The following is a 16,230-nucleotide window of genomic DNA, read 5'->3' as shown; positions in this document are numbered from 1 at the left end:
ATTAAATTCGAGGTGTAAAACCGCCTAAACGTTGTTGGTGTGTCAATTGAAAATAAACCAAATAATTGTATATCATATAATTGACTTCGTAACCGTAATTAGTAGTTGAATTGTAATTGATTTGCATTTCATATAAATTGGGATCGTATTGAAAAGGCATTGTAACACGTCTGTTCCATTCGGTAACCCAAAAAATGTTTCTTGTTTCTAAATAACTCTGTGAATAATAGCCTCTGGGTTTTGCATACGAATTGAACCACGATGTAAATCCGGCATCAATAATAATGACTTCATATTCAATTTCATCATTTGCAATTCTAACGGTGTCACTTTCTAATTTAGGTTTGTCGTTGTTGTTTTGACTCACTACTTTTTCACTAGAATTACAAGCAAAAAGTAATCCCGAAAGAATAGCGAATATGTAGACATAAACTTTCAAAAAGAATGTTATTTAGAATGGTTAAAGATAAAAAAAAGCTCTGACATAATCAGAGCTTTTAACAAAATATATTTTAGAGATTATTTTCCGAAAAGACCGCCTAATAATCCTCCTAAACCACCTTTCTTTTTGGTAACGGCAGCTATAGCATCACTTGCATCAACTTTTCCGTCTCCGTTTTGATCTAAAACTGAATTTAATAAATCACCGCCACCGGCATTTCCACTGGTCACGCCTGTTAGTAAACTTCCTAGTAAACCTCCCAAATCAGAAGTGCTGGAAACATTTCCTTTTTGCGTTTGTTTTCCTAAATAGCCCATGATAATAGGGGCTAACATCGGAAGAATTTTAGTAATGATACTAGAACTAACGCCTGTTTTTGAGCTAATTCCCGTAGCAATGGCATTGGTTTTATCACCTAGTAAATGATTTAAAATTTTACTACCATCAGAAAAATCGCCACCGTTTAAAAAGCCACTTACATTATCTAAAATGCTACCATCGTGTTTTCCGCTGGTTAAAGCACTTAACAATCCGTTTGCTCCATCGCCATTCAACATGTTTCCTTGCATAGCACCTAATAATTCAGGTAAGCTTGAAGAAACTACATTGGAAGCTTGAGCTTGACTGATTCCGGTTTGTTCTGAAATGTTTCCAATGATTTGTTTTCCTAAATCACTATTTACTAAGTCTAAAATTCCTGCCATAATTACATTTTATAAGGTTTATTCGTTTTTTAATAAACTGATGATTTGTTCTGCTAATTCAGTACCGATTCTATCTTGAGCTTCATTAGTCGCTGCACCGATATGTGGTGTTAATGAAATTTTAGGATTCATTAAAACTTTCATAGCCGGAGTAGGTTCGTTTTCAAAAACATCTAAACCTGCAAAACTTAATTTTCCAGCGTCTAAGGCTTCTACAAGAGCTACTTCGTCAATAACACCACCACGAGCAGCGTTAACAATTCCGGCTCCGTCTTTCATCATATCGATTTCCTCTTTAGCAATAACATATCCGTCTTGTGCCGGAACGTGAAGCGTGATAAAATCAGAATGCTTGATTACGTCTTCCAGACTTTCAGTTTTTATATCCACATTGATGAATTGACCGTTGTAGAAATCAACTTTAATCACCGCATTGTCAATATATTTATCGGCAGCAATTACTTTCATGCCTAAACCTAAAGCCATTTTAGCTACGGCTTGACCGATTCTACCAAAACCGATAATTCCTAAAGTTTTACCTCTTAATTCAACACCATTAGCATAAGCTTTCTTTAAAGCGTCGAAATTTGTGTCGCCTTCTAAAGGCATATTTCGGTTTGAATCGTGTAAGAAACGAACACCATTAAATAAGTGACCAAAAACTAATTCAGCCACACTTTCAGATGAAGATGCTGGAGTGTTAATGACATGAATACCTTGTTGGCGTGCGTAATCCACATCAATGTTGTCCATACCCACACCACCGCGACCGATGATTTTTAATCCCGGGCAAGCATCGATAATATCTTTACGAACTTTGGTAGCACTTCTTACCAAAATTACTTTTACATCGTGAGTATTGATAAAGCTAGCTACTTGTTCTTGTGCTACTTTTGTAGTTATTACTTCAAATCCGCCTTTTTCTAAAGCTTTAATTCCGCTTTTAGAAATACCGTCATTTGCTAATACTTTCATATTTTTTATCATTCTTTTATTGGGTTACCAATAAATATTAAACGTTTTTTTCTAATTTTTTCATAGTGTCTACCAATACTTGTACACTTTCTAAAGGTAAAGCATTATAGATCGATGCACGGTAACCACCTACAGAACGGTGTCCGTTAAGACCTGAAATTCCGGCTTCTTTCCACATTTTGTCAAATGTTTCTTGGTGTGCTTCATTGTTCAGTACAAAAGTAACATTCATAAACGAACGGTCTTCTGTAGCTGCTACACCTTTGAATAATGGATTTCTGTCGATTTCGTTGTATAAAAGGGTGGCTTTTTCAGTATTGATTTTTTCAATAGCTGCAACTCCACCTAAACCTTTTAACCACTTTAAAGTTAATAAAGAAGCGTAAACAGCAAATACAGGAGGTGTATTGTACATACTTTCTTTGTCAATGTGCTGTTTGTAATCTAGCATAGCAGGAATATTTCTTCCTGATTTTCCTAAGATTTCTTCTTTAACGATAACTAATGTAGTTCCCGCAGGTCCCATATTTTTTTGAGCACCGGCATAAATGATATCAAATTTAGAAAAATCTAAAACTCTTGAGAAGATATCAGAACTCATATCACAAACCACCGGTACATTAGTTGCAGGGAAAGATTTTAGTTGTGTTCCAAAAATAGTATTGTTAGAAGTGCAGTGGAAATAATCTGCATCCGAAGGGATTTCATAATTTTTAGGAATAAAGGAGTAATTGTCTTCTTTTGATGAAGCAACCAATACAGTTTCTCCAAAAGCCTTTGCTTGTTTAATAGCTCCGGAAGCCCAAGTTCCTGTGTCTAAATAAGCTGCTTTCCCATTTTCTTTCATTAAATTGTAAGGAATCATCAAAAATTCCAAACTTGCCCCACCTTGTAAAAATAAAGCCTGATATCCTTTTCCTTTAAGGTCTAAAAGTTCTAAGGCTAAATCTCTAGCTTCGTCCATTACGGCAACGAAGTCTTTGCTACGGTGAGAAATTTCTAATATTGAAAGCCCAGAATTATTAAAATTTAAAACTGCCTGTGCTGATTGCTCAAGAACTTCTTGAGGTAAAATTGAAGGACCAGCACTAAAATTGTGTTTTTTCATGTTATGTTGGAATTAACTAAATAGCGTTGCAAATTTCGTAAATAATATAACAAATAGAGGTAAAAAACATGAACAATTTCACATTGTTATCAACAATTATCGTTCTTGAATTAAAATCGATGAGAATTTAATAATGCTTTATAAATTTAGTAGAAAATCTAAAGTATCCACATTATCAGCGTAATCCCAAAGTTCCGGTTGTTGTGTTTTTCCAAATGGAATACTCTGTTCTAAGACGTTTTTAGAAACGATACATTGTATTTTTTCTACATCATTTTTTAACCTATCTTTTATGATATCTAAAGAATCGTAATATTCGTAGAAAACAGAAGAAATAGGGGAGCTATAGCCTTCATCTTCTTTAAGTGTTAAAAATTCGTTATCTAAAAGTTTAAAATTACTCATTAAAAATACGGCTTTGTTATAATCATAATTGTTGGCGTATTTTTCATAATGAATAATATCTCCGTATTCATACATGGCTTCAAAAAATGTTTTGAAATCGTAATCTTTCGGAATAAAAATTTTAGAAACGTTACGACAACCCAATCCAAAATATCGAAAAATATCTTCACCTAAACCAATTAAATCTTCTTTGGTTTCCTTTCCGGTTAAAACGGCAACAGAATTTCTGTTCTTACGAATTATACTTGGTTTTTCTCTGAAATAATATTCAAAATAGCGGGCTGTATTGTTGCTTCCGGTAGCAATGACAGCATCAAAGTTTTCTAATTTCCCTTCAACCAATTGAATTCGATCAGCAAATTCAGGATTTAACGCCACTAAATATTTAACGATTGCTTTAAGCAGTTGTTGATCGTTAGACGATAATTTTATTTTGGCAATATTTCCTGAAATCAAAACGGAAAGTACATCGTGAAAACCTACCAAAGGAATATTTCCGGCAAGAATAAGTCCAACTATTTTAGGTTTTTTATTATCTGAAAAATGGTATGATTGCAACCATTGGTTCAAATTATCAGTTGTTAAGGCATTTGCCCAAGCTTGCACTGCATGAACTACTTGTTCTTTCGTAAACCATCCGTTTAAATGTTGTTGATTCTCAATAATTGAAGCAAATTGGTCAAAAAATAAATCATTATGTAGAACATTGTTATTTTGAGTAAATTCGGTATCAAATTGTTTTAAGAAAAATCCTAATTGGACAAAATAATCTTTAATTTCATTTTGTAACATTTGTAACTTGTTTTTATAGGGTTTACATTGTACTTTTGCAAAAGTACGTAATAAGTTGTTATGGGGAGTTTTTTTAGGAAAATCTTATGTAACAATACATTTAAATCAATTTAAAAACGATATAAAATGGCTATAAAAATAACAGATGAGTGCATTAATTGCGGAGCTTGTGAGCCGGAATGTCCAAATACTGCAATTTATGAAGGAGCTGATGATTGGCGCTATAGTGATGGTACTAAATTATCAGGTTCAATAGTGTTGCCTAATGGTGAAACTGTAGATTCAAATGCGGCTCAGACCCCTTTTTCTGATGATGTATATTATATAGTTCCGGGAAAATGTACGGAATGTAAAGGATTTCACGAAGAGCCTCAATGCGCGGCAGTTTGCCCCGTAGATTGCTGTGTGCCAGATGATGATCATGTAGAGAGTGAAGAAGTACTATTGAACCGCCAAGCTTTCTTGCATAATGAGTAGTGAAAAAAAAAGAATATTTTAAAGAGGGTTTTTAATTAAAAATTCTCTTTTTTTTTTATCTTAGTCCAAACAATTAGCCCAAACAAATTGACCATTACAAAAGTTTAACCGCTTATGAGAAAGATTTTACTTCTGTTTTTTATTGCTGCTATTTATACTTCCGGTTTCTCTCAAATTAAAGAGTTTACCATTATCGTTAAGGATATTGATACAGATACTCCCGTTGACGAAGTTACTATTACAGCTTTAAAAACCAGACAAGGTTTTTTAACTAATGCCGAGGGTGTGGCAAAAATAAATCTTTCTAAGGATTCTGATTTGGAATTGGTTCATACATCTTATAAGCCACTTGTTGTTAGATATTCAACTATTAAGAAAGAAAACGTTATTTATTTAGAAAGTAATTTAAGGCTGTTAGATGAGGTGGTTTTGACGCAAAATCATCCACAGGAAATATTAAAGAATTTGATGGAAAATTCGGCTAAACATGTAACAGTTCCGGCGAATTTAAAAGTTTACCTTCGAGAGTTTTATAAGAAAGATGATGCTTATGTGTTTTTTAATGACGGATTGGTCAATTTTCAATTATTAGGATCTCCTAAGAATATAAAAACAGATATTTTAATTGAGCAGAATCGTTCTGTAGGTTTTTTTGATAATGATTTGGATATAGATGTTTTAGGATATAATCTTAATAATATCATGGAGAATTATTATCAGTTTAAGTATTTGAATGAAGTATTAAGTAAAAGGGCATTAAAAGAATATGATTTTCAGGTAAAAACATATCCGCAAAATGAAGATTATCTGGCAATAAAAATTTCTCCTTATGAAGAAGTGAAAGGAGTATTGTCTAATTTTTATATTATTTATGATAGTAAGAAGAAATTAATTGTGGAAATTAACTCTACAATTCCTTCTTCACGAATGATTTATATGGAAGGATCTTTTTTAAACCGAAGTAATATTTATATGTTAGAATATAAGAATACCTTTAGAATAGATGGTAGTTTGTATTATTTGACAAACTCTAAAGAAGTAATTGGTTTTGAGAAAAAATATAAAGGAGAAAAGAAAAGGATTGAAGTGAAAAATTACATGGTAGTTACTAATTTTGATACCAAACTATTTGGTTACTCAAAAGATAATATTTTTACAGATAAATCACTGATTAATAAGCGGTCAATGGTTTTTACGCCTTATTGGGAATTTGAATCCGGTTTAACACCAACAGTAGAGGAAAAGAAAATAATTACTATGTTAGCGGAATAAAACAATAAAAGCTGTTCTTATGAACAGCTTTTATTGTTAATAGAATAGAGGCAAAAAGGTTATGGTTTCATAACGGTATATTTCTCTACAGTAATTTCGTCTTTTTTCTTGTCGTATGACTCGATAATTAGATTTCCGTTGCTGTCAAATTTAGCAATAGAAACGTCGTTTTTATTGATGTATAAATAATAATCACCTGAAGTTTTTCTCAGTATTTCATTAGTTTCTTTACCATTGTGATAAAAGATATATCCCTTTTCATCATCTTTTATCTCATATTTTTTATTATTATACATATAGTAAGCAGAATGATCAATATCTACATATTGTGTTTTACCATCTACAGCAACTTTAGTTTGAGTTTGAACATTAACAGGGACATTCTCTTTTATAGGAATGTTTTTTCCTTTTTGCTCAGATACCTCTAATTCTACAGGTTGGGTTTCGTTACGTACGACTGTTTTTTCAATTTTACGTTCTCCTTTTGAATCTTTAATAGTCGTTACTTTTGTTTCAGTTTCCTTTAAAACATTTGTATTTTGAGCAAAGCTTATCGAACTACCCAAAATGATTACGGATAAAATCATTAACTTTTTCATAATTCTTCTTTTTAAAATTAATATTACAAAGTTAGGATTGACACGAGTTATCTGTGTTATGCAATTTTAGGAAAGTCTTATATAATTTACATTTCAACCGAAAAACCAAAAAATATTGGTTCAAATATTTATATTTGCACACTTTTAAAAAACAAATGGTTAACCCAAGAAGTTAACGGCAAATATAAAATTATGAAAGCAGGAATTGTAGGCTTACCAAACGTAGGAAAATCAACTTTATTTAACTGTTTGTCAAATGCTAAGGCGCAAAGTGCAAACTTTCCGTTTTGTACAATTGAACCTAATATTGGTGTGGTAAACGTACCCGATCCGCGTATTGCTCGTTTGGAAGAATTAGTAAAACCGGAGCGTGTTCAAATGGCTACTGTAGACATTGTAGATATTGCAGGTTTAGTTAAAGGAGCGAGTAAGGGAGAAGGTTTAGGAAACCAATTCCTTGGAAATATCCGAGAGTGTAACGCTATTATTCACGTGTTACGTTGTTTTGATAACGATAATATTGTTCATGTTGACGGAAATGTAAATCCTATTCGTGATAAAGAAACTATCGATATTGAATTGCAGTTAAAAGATCTGGAAACAGTTGAAAAACGTTTAGAGAAAGCTAATAAAGCAGCAAAAGCAGGAAACAAAGAAGCACTTGTAGAACAAGCATTGTTAAATAAAATTAAAGATGCTTTAATGCAAGCTAAATCAGCTCGTACGGTTGTACCAAACGGAGTCGATGAAGAAGTGCTATTCGAAAATTTTCAATTGATTACTGCAAAACCGGTATTGTATGTTTGTAATGTAGATGAAGCTTCTGCAGTTACCGGAAATCAATATGTGGATCAAGTACGTGAATTGGTAAAAGATGAAAATGCGGAAGTAATTGTACTTTCTGTGGGTGCGGAAGCCGATATTAATGAATTAGAAAGCTATGAAGAACGTCAAATGTTCTTGCAAGATTTAGGCTTAACTGAGCCAGGTTCAGCAGTTTTAATTCGTGCAGCATACAAATTATTGAACCTTCAAACTTATTTTACAGCAGGAGTGAAAGAAGTTCGTGCTTGGACTATTAAAATTGGAGATACTGCACCAAAAGCTGCCGGAGTGATTCATACCGATTTCGAAAAAGGATTCATTAGAGCGGAAGTAATTGCATTTGATGACTTTTCAAATTATGGTTCAGAAGCGAAAGTAAAAGAAGCGGGTAAACTTCGTGTAGAAGGAAAAGAATATATCGTTAAAGACGGAGATGTAATGCATTTCAGATTTAATGTGTAACTTGATAGAAGAAATAAATTCAGTCGTTCTAAAATAGGTTGACAGTTTTATGCTTAAAAAATAGTTAAATCGGAACAGAATTATTCTGTTCCGATTTATTTTTTAGGCTTCTAATAGTATTTATTTTTCGCTTGTAATAAGCATATTTCATAGACTTAATAAGCAGAAATTACGCTCTATCTTTATTTTAATACTACTTAAAAGCAATTTTACAATATCTCGCGATAAATCGCGTGAAAGTTTTATTTTAGCTAATTTAGCTTCTAACTTTTTATACGTTGTTACAGGAAATCTTTCTTAGAACCCCATGTAATTTCCATGAGTAAATTTATTTAAACAAATCCATTCCTGGAATATTTGGCATTCCTTCTTTGGCTACGGCAGCGATCTCAGTTTCGTGTACTTGTGTAGCGCGGTCGATTGCTTTGTTTAAAACGTTAACCAAATAATCTTCAAGCATTTCTTTGTCTTCTAATAATTCGTCAGCAATTGAAATATTTTTGAGGGTTCTATTAGCTGTAATGGTAACTTCTAATAAGTTGTCAGAACTTTTCTCATCAATTAATACGGTGTTTAAACGCGTTTTAGTAGCTTCAACTTTTTCTTGGGTTTCTTTAATTTTACCCATCATTCCCATAAGGTCTCCAAACATAAATGTTAAATTTTAATTTTGAAAGACAAATTTAGTAAATTTAGAGTCAATAAATAATTTATAATTAAATGAGAAAACTTTCGGTCATCCTGTATATTTCTATTACATTTGTCCTTTCTTGTAATTCAAAAAAGTCAGAAATGAATGCAGATGCGCAACCTCCAGTTGCCAAAAAAATACCGCACAAACTTGAAAAACATGGCGATATTAGAATTGACAACTATTATTGGCTAAACCAAAGAGAAAACCCTGAAGTTATAGCTTATCTAAATGCTGAAAATGAGTACTATCAGAAAATGACAGCTCATACTAAGCAATTTCAAGAGGATTTATTCAAAGAAATGAAATCTCGAATCAAGGAAGATGATACCTCAGTTCCTTATTTCTACAACGGTTATTACTATATTACTCGTTTTGAAACCGGAAAAGATTATCCTATTTATGCTCGTAAAAAAGGAAGTTTAGAAGCCGAAGAAGAAATTATGTTTGATTGTAACGAAATGGCAAAAGGACATTCGTATTTCAACCTAAGTGGAATTAGTATTAGTGAGGATAACGAATGGTGTTCTTTCGGAATTGATACCGTTTCTAGACGCCAATACACCATTAAGGTTAAAAACCTAAAAACAGGAGAAATTCTTTCAGAAGCTATCGAAAATACTACAGGTAGCGTTGCTTGGGCAAGCGATAATAAAACTTTCTTTTACACTAAAAAAGACCCGCAAACACTTCGATCAGATAAAATTTGTAGACATGTTGTAGGTTCAGATGTTGTTAAAGACGAATTGGTTTTCCATGAAAAAGATGATACTTTTTATACTTTCGTCTATAAAGAAAAATCAAAAAAATATTTAGTCATTGGTTCTACAAGTACTTTAACGTCAGAATATCAAATTTTAGAAGCTAACCAACCGGAAGGTAAATTTAGAATTTTCCAAAAAAGGGTAAGAGGTGTTGAATATTCTATTTCGCATTATGGCGATAGTTTTTATGTGTTGACCAATAAGGATAAGGCAACCAACTTTAAGTTGATGAAAACGCCTGAAACTAAAACTACATCAGACAATTGGGTAGATTTAATTCCGCATCGCAAAGATGTTCTTTTAGAAGGAATTGATATCTTTAAAGATTATTTAGTAGTGGAAGAACGCTCTAACGGATTGAATAAAATTCAAATTCGCCCGTGGAGTGGAGCAGAAGCTTATTATTTGCCTTTCGAAAGCGAAACCTATACGGCTTATACCACTACAAATCCTGATTTTGATACCGAATTATTGCGATTTGCTTACCAATCGTTGGCTACGCCTTCTTCGGTAATTGATTTTAACATGCGTACTCAAGAAAAAACAATCTTGAAAGAACAAGAGGTTTTAGGTGGTAAATTTGATAAGAATAATTATCAGGAAGAAAGAGTTTGGGCAACCGCAGGAGATGGAACAAAAGTACCAATTTCTTTAGTGTACAGAAAAGGAGTTAAAAAAGACGGAAAAAATCCGTTGTTGCAATATGCTTACGGTTCTTACGGTTCGTCAATGGATCCTTGGTTTTCTTCAACCCGATTGAGTTTGTTAGACAGAGGTTTTATTTTTGCGATCGCTCATATTAGAGGAGGAGAGGATTTAGGAAGAGATTGGTATGAAGACGGAAAACTTTTAAAAAAGATTAACACTTTCACCGATTTTATTGACTGTTCAAAATTCTTAATACAAGAAGGTTATACTTCAAAAGAGCATTTATATGCAGAAGGAGGTTCGGCCGGAGGGTTATTAATGGGAGCTGTTGTGAATATGGATTCCGAATTATATCACGGAGTGATAGCACAAGTTCCTTTTGTAGATGTTGTAACAACAATGTTGGACGATTCAATTCCGCTTACTACAGGAGAATATGACGAATGGGGAAATCCCAACGAGAAAGAGTATTATGATTACATGCTTTCGTATTCGCCATACGATAATGTAAAAGCACAAGCTTATCCAAACATGTATATTTCTACAGGATTGCACGATTCTCAAGTACAATATTGGGAGCCGGCTAAGTGGGTTGCCAAATTAAGAGATATGAAAACAAATAATAATTTATTATTTTTAGACACTAATATGGATGCTGGTCATGGTGGAGCTTCGGGGCGTTTTGAAGCACTGAAAGAGTTAGCCAAAGAATTTGCATTTTTATTAGATTTAGAAAAAATTAAGGAATAGTTAAACTTTTTTTGTTAAATTTGCATGGTTTTGGGGTTGTCAAATATATACACAGAAAGCCTACCACAACTAATTTTTTATTTATGAAAGAAGAAATAAAAGCCTACGATAATGTTCTTGAATTAATAGGGAACACTCCGTTATTAAAATTAAGTAAAGTAACATCCAATTTAGAAGGAAATTTTTACGCCAAAGTTGAAGCCTTTAATCCAGGGCATTCTGCAAAAGATAGAATAGCACTTTATATTATTGAAGAAGCTGAAAGAAAAGGGATTCTAAAGCCCGGAGATACCATTATCGAGACGACTTCAGGAAACACAGGTTTTAGTATAGCAATGGTTAGTATCATTAAAGGATATGAATGTATACTGGCAGTTAGCTCAAAATCTTCAAAAGACAAAATTGATATGTTAAGAGCAATGGGAGCAAAAGTATATCTTTGTCCTGCTCACGTATCAGCTGATGATGAACGTTCTTATTATAGTGTAGCAAAACGTTTACATGAAGAAACAAAAGGATCAATTTACATCAATCAGTATTTCAACGAACTTAATGTTGAAGCGCATTATAAAACCACTGGTCCTGAAATTTGGGAACAAACTAACGGAAAAATTACACACTTAGTAGCATGTAGTGGAACAGGAGGAACTATTTCGGGAACTGCAAGATTCTTGAAAGAAATGAATCCGAATATCAAAGTTTTAGGAGTTGATGCTTACGGTTCAATATTAAAAAAATATCATGAAACACGCGAGTTTGACAGCAATGAAATTTATCCTTACAGAATTGAAGGCTTAGGTAAAAATTTAATTCCAACTGCAACTGATTTTGACACGATTGATAAATTCATGAAAGTATCCGATGAAGAAAGTGCTCATACAGCAAGAGAAATTTCGAGGGTTGAAGGTTTGTTTGTGGGGTATACTTCAGGTGCAGCACTGCAAGCAGTTCGTCAATATGCAGAAGAAGGTGAATTTACAAAAGACAGTAATGTCGTTATAATCTTCCCGGATCATGGTTCTCGTTATATGAGTAAAATTTATAGTGATGAATGGATGAATGATCAAGGATTCTATGATAGTGTTAATATTGATGCTACTCAAAAAGTAGAAGTAATTAAATAAAATATATCTGTAGTAATTCTAAAAAAGGATTTTACTATAATAAAAACGGAGCTAAAATAATTTTTTAGCTCCGTTTTTATTTTTGAGAAAAAATTAAAATAAGTTTTGCGTAACTTTTTAGCTATTTTTTATACAGAGTTTAAATTAAAAGGAGTTGACTATGACAATTTACAAGTGACAGATTCTATTACGTATAATTTTGAAGCGCCGATTACAAATGTTGGAAATTTAATGACTTGTAATTTAGTGTCTGAATTTATATCTTATCAAATAGATAGTGATCCTATAGTTTATATAGTAAGTGATATCAATGCTGATTTTACAACGTATGGACTAAGTATTTTTACTTATACAACACCTATTCAAAACGGTATTTTGTTATCGTGTAGTTCAAATTTAGTTGGAATTCAATCTAATTTTTCAATTGAAGGTGGAGATGTTGGACTAATTGATCAAAGTTCTCCTGAAATGACTTTTTTACTCAACTATTTTGGAGCATTTGGTGATTATATTGATGTAAGTTTTTATGGTAATTATATTGACTATAATAATAAAAATCTAACAATTAGAGGTGTCGCACATGTAATACGAGACAACTAAAAATTAAAAGGTTAATAGTTTAAATATTATCAGGAATGATTAAAATCGGAACAGAATTAATTCTGTTCCGATTTAACTACTAACGAGTCAATCTTTTTTAGGACAACTCATAATTGTATTAATCATTCTGATATTTTTACGGGTTGCTTATTTTTATCTAAAGCAACAAAAGTGAATTCTCCATGAATAGCTTTTTCTCTTACCTCAGAATACATTTCTTCAATAAAAATTTCGACACAAACGCGTAAACTTGTGTTTCCTACATAGCAAACTCTTCCTATCAATTCAATGATAGTTCCGCCGGGAATAGGTTTTTTAAAATCAATCTTATCACTACTAACAGTGACTACTTTTTGACGGCAAAAGCGTGTAGCGCAAATAAATGCTACTTCATCCATTAATTGCATAGCAGTTCCTCCAAACAACGTGTCGTAATGATTGGTTGTGTTAGGGAAAACGGCCTTGAAAATTCGGGTTTCTGATTGTTTGATTTTTTCTTCAATTAACATAATCTCTCTTTTTTAAAGTTAGACAATGTTTTGTTAAGCCTTTTTAAGCTATTAAATCGCGAATAGCTAAATTGAAATACTCTCATTTCATTTTACTTTTAAATATTAAACAATAATTAAAAGTTCATTCATAAACTGTAGTACAGTATTGAAATAAAAATAAGGTATAAGAGAAGTGCAGCAAAAGAATTTTGCTGTTATACATCAAATCGACCTACTTTTAAATCGCGAAAGTACTGTCTGTCAAAAAAGGCAGGTCTCCTGACTTATAACAGTTTCTATCGTCCTTCCCGTTAAAAAACAGTGGAACACTAAGGATAGAAACCTTAAAGTTATTTACAGTTGCGCGACAGCTCCGGATTTACACCGGATTCCCTATTAATGTTCAATTAAGCACAACCTCTTTTGCTTGATAAAATTTATGTAAAGAACTCTTTTGCAAAATTAGCAATTAAAAACTATAAAAAACAAAAAAGCCTAGCAATTGCTAGGCTTTTTGTGATCGCGCCAGGATTCGAACCTGGGACCTACTCATTAGAAGTGAGTTGCTCTATCCAGCTGAGCTACGCAACCATTATTTTTATCGTCGGGGTGGCAGGATTCGAACCTGCGACCTCCTGGTCCCAAACCAGGCGCGATGACCGGGCTACGCTACACCCCGAAAAAAGAAGCGGAGAGACAGGGACTCGAACCCTGGCATCGGTTACCCGATGACAGATTAGCAATCTGCTCCGTTACCACTCCGGCACCTCTCCTTTAAAATTCTGCTTAAGAACTTATCTTTTTTGCGGTTGCAAATGTAAGTCGAAGTATTGTTATTTACAACTATTTTTTAAAGTTTTTTTAAAATTATTTTTCAAAAAAATCAAAACAAATTAAAATTCAACAAGATAGCTGTCTGATTTTTTTTTATAAAAAATGGAATAAAAATATTTTTAAGCAAACCATAAGCTATTTCAATCGATTTAGAGATAATTTATGGAATAAAAATAGTAAATTCGCAAAAAACTAAATAAACACAATTATGAGTAAAAAAGTTGTTATAGTTTCTGCAGCTAGAACGCCTATAGGAAGTTTCATGGGAGCTTTATCAAGCGTACCGGCTACTAAACTAGGAGCTACAGCTATCAAAGGAGCTCTAAATAAAATTAATTTAAAACCGGAAGAAGTTGACGAGGTATTAATGGGTAATGTAGTTCAGGCGAACAATGGACAAGCTCCGGCTCGTCAGGCAGCGATGTACGCAGGAATTCCAAATACTGTTCCTTGTACAACTGTAAATAAAGTTTGTGCTAGCGGAATGAAGGCTATCATGCAAGGCGCGCAAGCGATCATGTGTGGTGATGCTGATGTAGTAGTTGCCGGAGGTATGGAGAACATGAGTTTGATCCCTCATTATGTTCACATGAGAAACGGAGTTAAATTCGGACCAAGTACTTTAGCTGACGGATTACAACGTGATGGATTAGTTGATGCTTATGATAATCAAGCTATGGGCGTTTTTGCTGATTTATGTGCAACCGAATACAAGATTACCAGAGAAGATCAAGATAAATTTGCTGTTCAATCGTATGAAAGATCTGCAAAAGCTTGGGAAGACAATAAATTTGATACCGAAATCGTACCGGTAGAGGTTCCTCAAAGACGTGGTGAACCTGTTATTGTAAACAGAGACGAAGAATTTACGAATGTAAAATTAGACAAAGTTCCGGCATTGGCTCCGGCTTTTACAAAAGAAGGAACTGTAACTGCGGCAAACGCTTCGACTATTAACGATGGAGCCGCTGCTTTGGTTTTAATGAGCGAAGAAAAAGCAAATGCTTTAGGCTTAAAACCTTTGGCTTACATAAAATCGTATGCTGATGCTGCTCAAGAACCAAAATGGTTTACTACTGCTCCTTCAAAAGCTTTACCTATTGCTTTGAAAAAAGCTAATTTAGAATTGACTGATATTGATTTCTTCGAATTTAACGAAGCCTTTTCGGTAGTTGGTTTAGCTAATGCTCAAATTTTAGGTTTAAGCCAAGATAAAATTAACGTAAATGGTGGTGCGGTTTCTTTAGGGCATCCACTAGGTTGTTCCGGAGCTCGAATTGTAGTTACATTATTGAGTGTTTTAGAACAAAACAATGCTAAATTAGGTGCTGCTGCAATTTGTAATGGTGGTGGTGGTGCTTCAGCTTTAGTTATTGAAAGAGCATAATATTATATTTACCAAGAAAAACATCGGGAGTTTTTACCCGATGTTTTTTATTCAATCTCAATTTATTTTTAATGTTCGGAATTTGTAATCTTGCCATTGTTCCTATTCGTTTTGAACCTTCAGACCGAAGCGAACAAGTATCACAATTGTTATTTGGCGAATTTTTTAAAATTTTGGAAGAAACTCCCAAATGGAGTAAAATTGAAACTGCTTTTGATCAATATCAAGGTTGGGTTGACAACAAGCAATTTCAGAAGATTTCAGAAAATCAATTTTTAGAACTCTCAGAAACTCCGGAAGTTTTAAGTTCTGATTTGATTGAATATATTACAAATCCGGAAAATGAACTTATAGCAATCCCACTAGGCTCGTCTTTGTCGTTTTTAAGCCATGAAAATATCAATCTGAAGAACTTTTACTTTGAAGGTTTAAAAACTTGTGGAGTGAAGCCTAAATCAAATTTAGTTAAAACTGCTTATATGTATTTGAATGCGCCTTACTTATGGGGCGGAAAAACACCTTTCGGAATTGATTGTTCCGGTTTTGCCCAAATGGTATATCGTTTAAATGGTTACTCTATTTTAAGAGATGCATCACAACAAGCCACTCAGGGAGAAGCTTTAAGTTTTATTGAAGAAAGCGAACCCGGAGATTTAGCATTTTTTGATAACGAAGAAGGTACTATTATCCATGTAGGTATTATGATGGAGAATAATTACATTATTCACGCTTCCGGTAAAGTACGTATTGACCGCTTAGATCACTTGGGGATTTACAATGCTGAAACTAATCGGCATACGCATAAATTGAGAGTTATTAAAAAAATAATCTAAATTAGAAGTAACACTCTAAATCTAATTTATACAAAAACAAAACGATA

The 16,230-nt window shown here is 33.1% G+C and carries 16 protein-coding genes, 3 tRNA genes and 1 riboswitch; of the genes, 8 read left to right on the top strand and 11 right to left on the bottom strand.

The genetic code is table 11. From position 1 onward, the window contains the following. Nucleotide 1: 1 nt before the first annotated feature. From ACUSJC_RS12770 to ACUSJC_RS12750, 5 genes are all read right to left on the bottom strand, one after another. A complete protein-coding gene (locus ACUSJC_RS12770; RefSeq protein ID WP_449269953.1) occupies nt 2-439 on the bottom strand; it encodes a DUF6146 family protein in 438 nt (145 codons plus the stop codon). Between the two features lie 80 nt (nt 440-519). Then, nucleotides 520-1,146 carry a DUF937 domain-containing protein gene (locus ACUSJC_RS12765; protein WP_449269952.1) on the bottom strand — a complete coding sequence of 209 codons (627 nt, stop codon included), beginning with the start codon at nt 1,144-1,146 and terminating at the stop codon, nt 520-522. An 18-nt stretch (nt 1,147-1,164) separates the two neighbouring features. Continuing rightward, entirely contained in the window at nt 1,165-2,121 is a 957-nt protein-coding gene (locus ACUSJC_RS12760) for a D-2-hydroxyacid dehydrogenase (RefSeq protein WP_449269951.1), read from the bottom strand. Nucleotides 2,122-2,158: 37 nt separating this feature from the next. Beyond that, complete coding sequence (gene serC / locus ACUSJC_RS12755; RefSeq protein WP_449269950.1) at nt 2,159-3,229, bottom strand: 3-phosphoserine/phosphohydroxythreonine transaminase; 1,071 nt, start codon at nt 3,227-3,229, stop codon at nt 2,159-2,161. Between the two features lie 138 nt (nt 3,230-3,367). Continuing rightward, on the bottom strand, nt 3,368-4,426 hold the full coding sequence (locus ACUSJC_RS12750) for an acyl-CoA reductase (protein WP_449269949.1): 1,059 nt from the start codon (nt 4,424-4,426) through the stop codon (nt 3,368-3,370). 126 nt (nt 4,427-4,552) lie between these two features. On the opposite strand from ACUSJC_RS12750, the gene ACUSJC_RS12745 reads away from it, so the two are divergent. Next, the gene (locus ACUSJC_RS12745; RefSeq protein ID WP_449269948.1) at nt 4,553-4,903 is read left to right on the top strand and encodes a 4Fe-4S dicluster domain-containing protein; all 351 of its coding nucleotides are present in this window, start codon (nt 4,553-4,555) and stop codon (nt 4,901-4,903) included. A gap of 114 nt (nt 4,904-5,017) precedes the next feature. Continuing rightward, nucleotides 5,018-6,175, top strand: a complete 1,158-nt coding sequence (locus tag ACUSJC_RS12740) for a hypothetical protein (RefSeq protein ID WP_449269947.1) — start codon at nt 5,018-5,020, stop codon at nt 6,173-6,175. Nucleotides 6,176-6,234: 59 nt separating this feature from the next. Here the strand turns inward: ACUSJC_RS12740 and ACUSJC_RS12735 are convergent, their stop codons facing one another. Then, complete coding sequence (locus ACUSJC_RS12735) at nt 6,235-6,774, bottom strand: hypothetical protein (RefSeq protein WP_449269946.1); 540 nt, start codon at nt 6,772-6,774, stop codon at nt 6,235-6,237. A 192-nt stretch (nt 6,775-6,966) separates the two neighbouring features. Here ACUSJC_RS12735 and ychF point away from each other — a divergent pair, with 192 nt between their 5' ends. Further along, nucleotides 6,967-8,061, top strand: a complete 1,095-nt coding sequence (gene ychF / locus ACUSJC_RS12730; protein ID WP_449269945.1) for a redox-regulated ATPase YchF — start codon at nt 6,967-6,969, stop codon at nt 8,059-8,061. Nucleotides 8,062-8,389: 328 nt separating this feature from the next. Here ychF and ACUSJC_RS12725 read toward each other — a convergent pair whose 3' ends face one another. Beyond that, a complete protein-coding gene (locus tag ACUSJC_RS12725) occupies nt 8,390-8,713 on the bottom strand; it encodes a YbaB/EbfC family nucleoid-associated protein (protein ID WP_449269944.1) in 324 nt (107 codons plus the stop codon). Between the two features lie 140 nt (nt 8,714-8,853). Between ACUSJC_RS12725 and ACUSJC_RS12720 the strand changes: the two genes are divergently transcribed. The 3 genes from ACUSJC_RS12720 to ACUSJC_RS12710 all read left to right on the top strand — a co-directional run bounded on the left by ACUSJC_RS12720 (nt 8,854) and on the right by ACUSJC_RS12710 (nt 12,638). Beyond that, complete coding sequence (locus ACUSJC_RS12720; RefSeq protein WP_449270002.1) at nt 8,854-10,914, top strand: S9 family peptidase; 2,061 nt, start codon at nt 8,854-8,856, stop codon at nt 10,912-10,914. An 83-nt stretch (nt 10,915-10,997) separates the two neighbouring features. Beyond that, nucleotides 10,998-12,038, top strand: coding sequence for a PLP-dependent cysteine synthase family protein (locus ACUSJC_RS12715; RefSeq protein ID WP_449269943.1), 1,041 nt, complete (start codon nt 10,998-11,000; stop codon nt 12,036-12,038). A 105-nt stretch (nt 12,039-12,143) separates the two neighbouring features. Beyond that, entirely contained in the window at nt 12,144-12,638 is a 495-nt protein-coding gene (locus ACUSJC_RS12710; protein WP_449269942.1) for a hypothetical protein, read from the top strand. Between the two features lie 122 nt (nt 12,639-12,760). Here the strand turns inward: ACUSJC_RS12710 and ACUSJC_RS12705 are convergent, their stop codons facing one another. The 4 genes from ACUSJC_RS12705 to ACUSJC_RS12690 all read right to left on the bottom strand — a co-directional run bounded on the left by ACUSJC_RS12705 (nt 12,761) and on the right by ACUSJC_RS12690 (nt 13,902). Further along, nucleotides 12,761-13,147 (bottom strand): acyl-CoA thioesterase, encoded by a 387-nt coding sequence (locus ACUSJC_RS12705; protein WP_449269941.1) that lies wholly within the window; start codon nt 13,145-13,147, stop codon nt 12,761-12,763. Nucleotides 13,148-13,381: 234 nt separating this feature from the next. Continuing rightward, nucleotides 13,382-13,566: riboswitch (cobalamin riboswitch) on the bottom strand. An 80-nt stretch (nt 13,567-13,646) separates the two neighbouring features. Beyond that, nucleotides 13,647-13,720: transfer RNA gene (locus ACUSJC_RS12700), tRNA-Arg, on the bottom strand. Nucleotides 13,721-13,733: 13 nt separating this feature from the next. Next, a tRNA-Pro gene (locus tag ACUSJC_RS12695) sits at nt 13,734-13,808 on the bottom strand. 10 nt (nt 13,809-13,818) lie between these two features. Continuing rightward, nucleotides 13,819-13,902, bottom strand: a tRNA-Ser gene (locus ACUSJC_RS12690). Nucleotides 13,903-14,171: 269 nt separating this feature from the next. Here ACUSJC_RS12690 and ACUSJC_RS12685 point away from each other — a divergent pair. Beyond that, nucleotides 14,172-15,350, top strand: a complete 1,179-nt coding sequence (locus ACUSJC_RS12685; protein WP_449269940.1) for an acetyl-CoA C-acyltransferase — start codon at nt 14,172-14,174, stop codon at nt 15,348-15,350. Between the two features lie 71 nt (nt 15,351-15,421). Next, the gene (locus ACUSJC_RS12680; protein WP_449269939.1) at nt 15,422-16,183 is read left to right on the top strand and encodes a C40 family peptidase; all 762 of its coding nucleotides are present in this window, start codon (nt 15,422-15,424) and stop codon (nt 16,181-16,183) included. Nucleotides 16,184-16,230: the final 47 nt, after the last annotated feature.

The organism is Flavobacterium sp. U410 (assembly GCF_053570605.1).
This window is presented reverse-complemented; position numbering and strand designations above follow the sequence as displayed.

What these genes read in the sequence shown, in the direction of transcription:
- ACUSJC_RS12745 (WP_449269948.1), top strand. Translation starts at nt 4,553, where the DNA reads ATGGCTATAAAAATAACAGATGAGTGCATTAATTGCGGAGCTTGTGAG.
- ACUSJC_RS12765 (WP_449269952.1), bottom strand. Translation starts at nt 1,146, where the DNA reads ATGGCAGGAATTTTAGACTTAGTAAATAGTGATTTAGGAAAACAAATC.
- ACUSJC_RS12685 (WP_449269940.1), top strand. Translation starts at nt 14,172, where the DNA reads ATGAGTAAAAAAGTTGTTATAGTTTCTGCAGCTAGAACGCCTATAGGA.
- ACUSJC_RS12725 (WP_449269944.1), bottom strand. Translation starts at nt 8,713, where the DNA reads ATGTTTGGAGACCTTATGGGAATGATGGGTAAAATTAAAGAAACCCAA.
- ACUSJC_RS12740 (WP_449269947.1), top strand. Translation starts at nt 5,018, where the DNA reads ATGAGAAAGATTTTACTTCTGTTTTTTATTGCTGCTATTTATACTTCC.
- ACUSJC_RS12750 (WP_449269949.1), bottom strand. Translation starts at nt 4,426, where the DNA reads ATGTTACAAAATGAAATTAAAGATTATTTTGTCCAATTAGGATTTTTC.
- ACUSJC_RS12760 (WP_449269951.1), bottom strand. Translation starts at nt 2,121, where the DNA reads ATGAAAGTATTAGCAAATGACGGTATTTCTAAAAGCGGAATTAAAGCT.
- ACUSJC_RS12705 (WP_449269941.1), bottom strand. Translation starts at nt 13,147, where the DNA reads ATGTTAATTGAAGAAAAAATCAAACAATCAGAAACCCGAATTTTCAAG.
- ACUSJC_RS12720 (WP_449270002.1), top strand. Translation starts at nt 8,854, where the DNA reads ATGAATGCAGATGCGCAACCTCCAGTTGCCAAAAAAATACCGCACAAA.
- ychF (WP_449269945.1), top strand. Translation starts at nt 6,967, where the DNA reads ATGAAAGCAGGAATTGTAGGCTTACCAAACGTAGGAAAATCAACTTTA.
- serC (WP_449269950.1), bottom strand. Translation starts at nt 3,229, where the DNA reads ATGAAAAAACACAATTTTAGTGCTGGTCCTTCAATTTTACCTCAAGAA.
- ACUSJC_RS12735 (WP_449269946.1), bottom strand. Translation starts at nt 6,774, where the DNA reads ATGAAAAAGTTAATGATTTTATCCGTAATCATTTTGGGTAGTTCGATA.
- ACUSJC_RS12680 (WP_449269939.1), top strand. Translation starts at nt 15,422, where the DNA reads ATGTTCGGAATTTGTAATCTTGCCATTGTTCCTATTCGTTTTGAACCT.
- ACUSJC_RS12715 (WP_449269943.1), top strand. Translation starts at nt 10,998, where the DNA reads ATGAAAGAAGAAATAAAAGCCTACGATAATGTTCTTGAATTAATAGGG.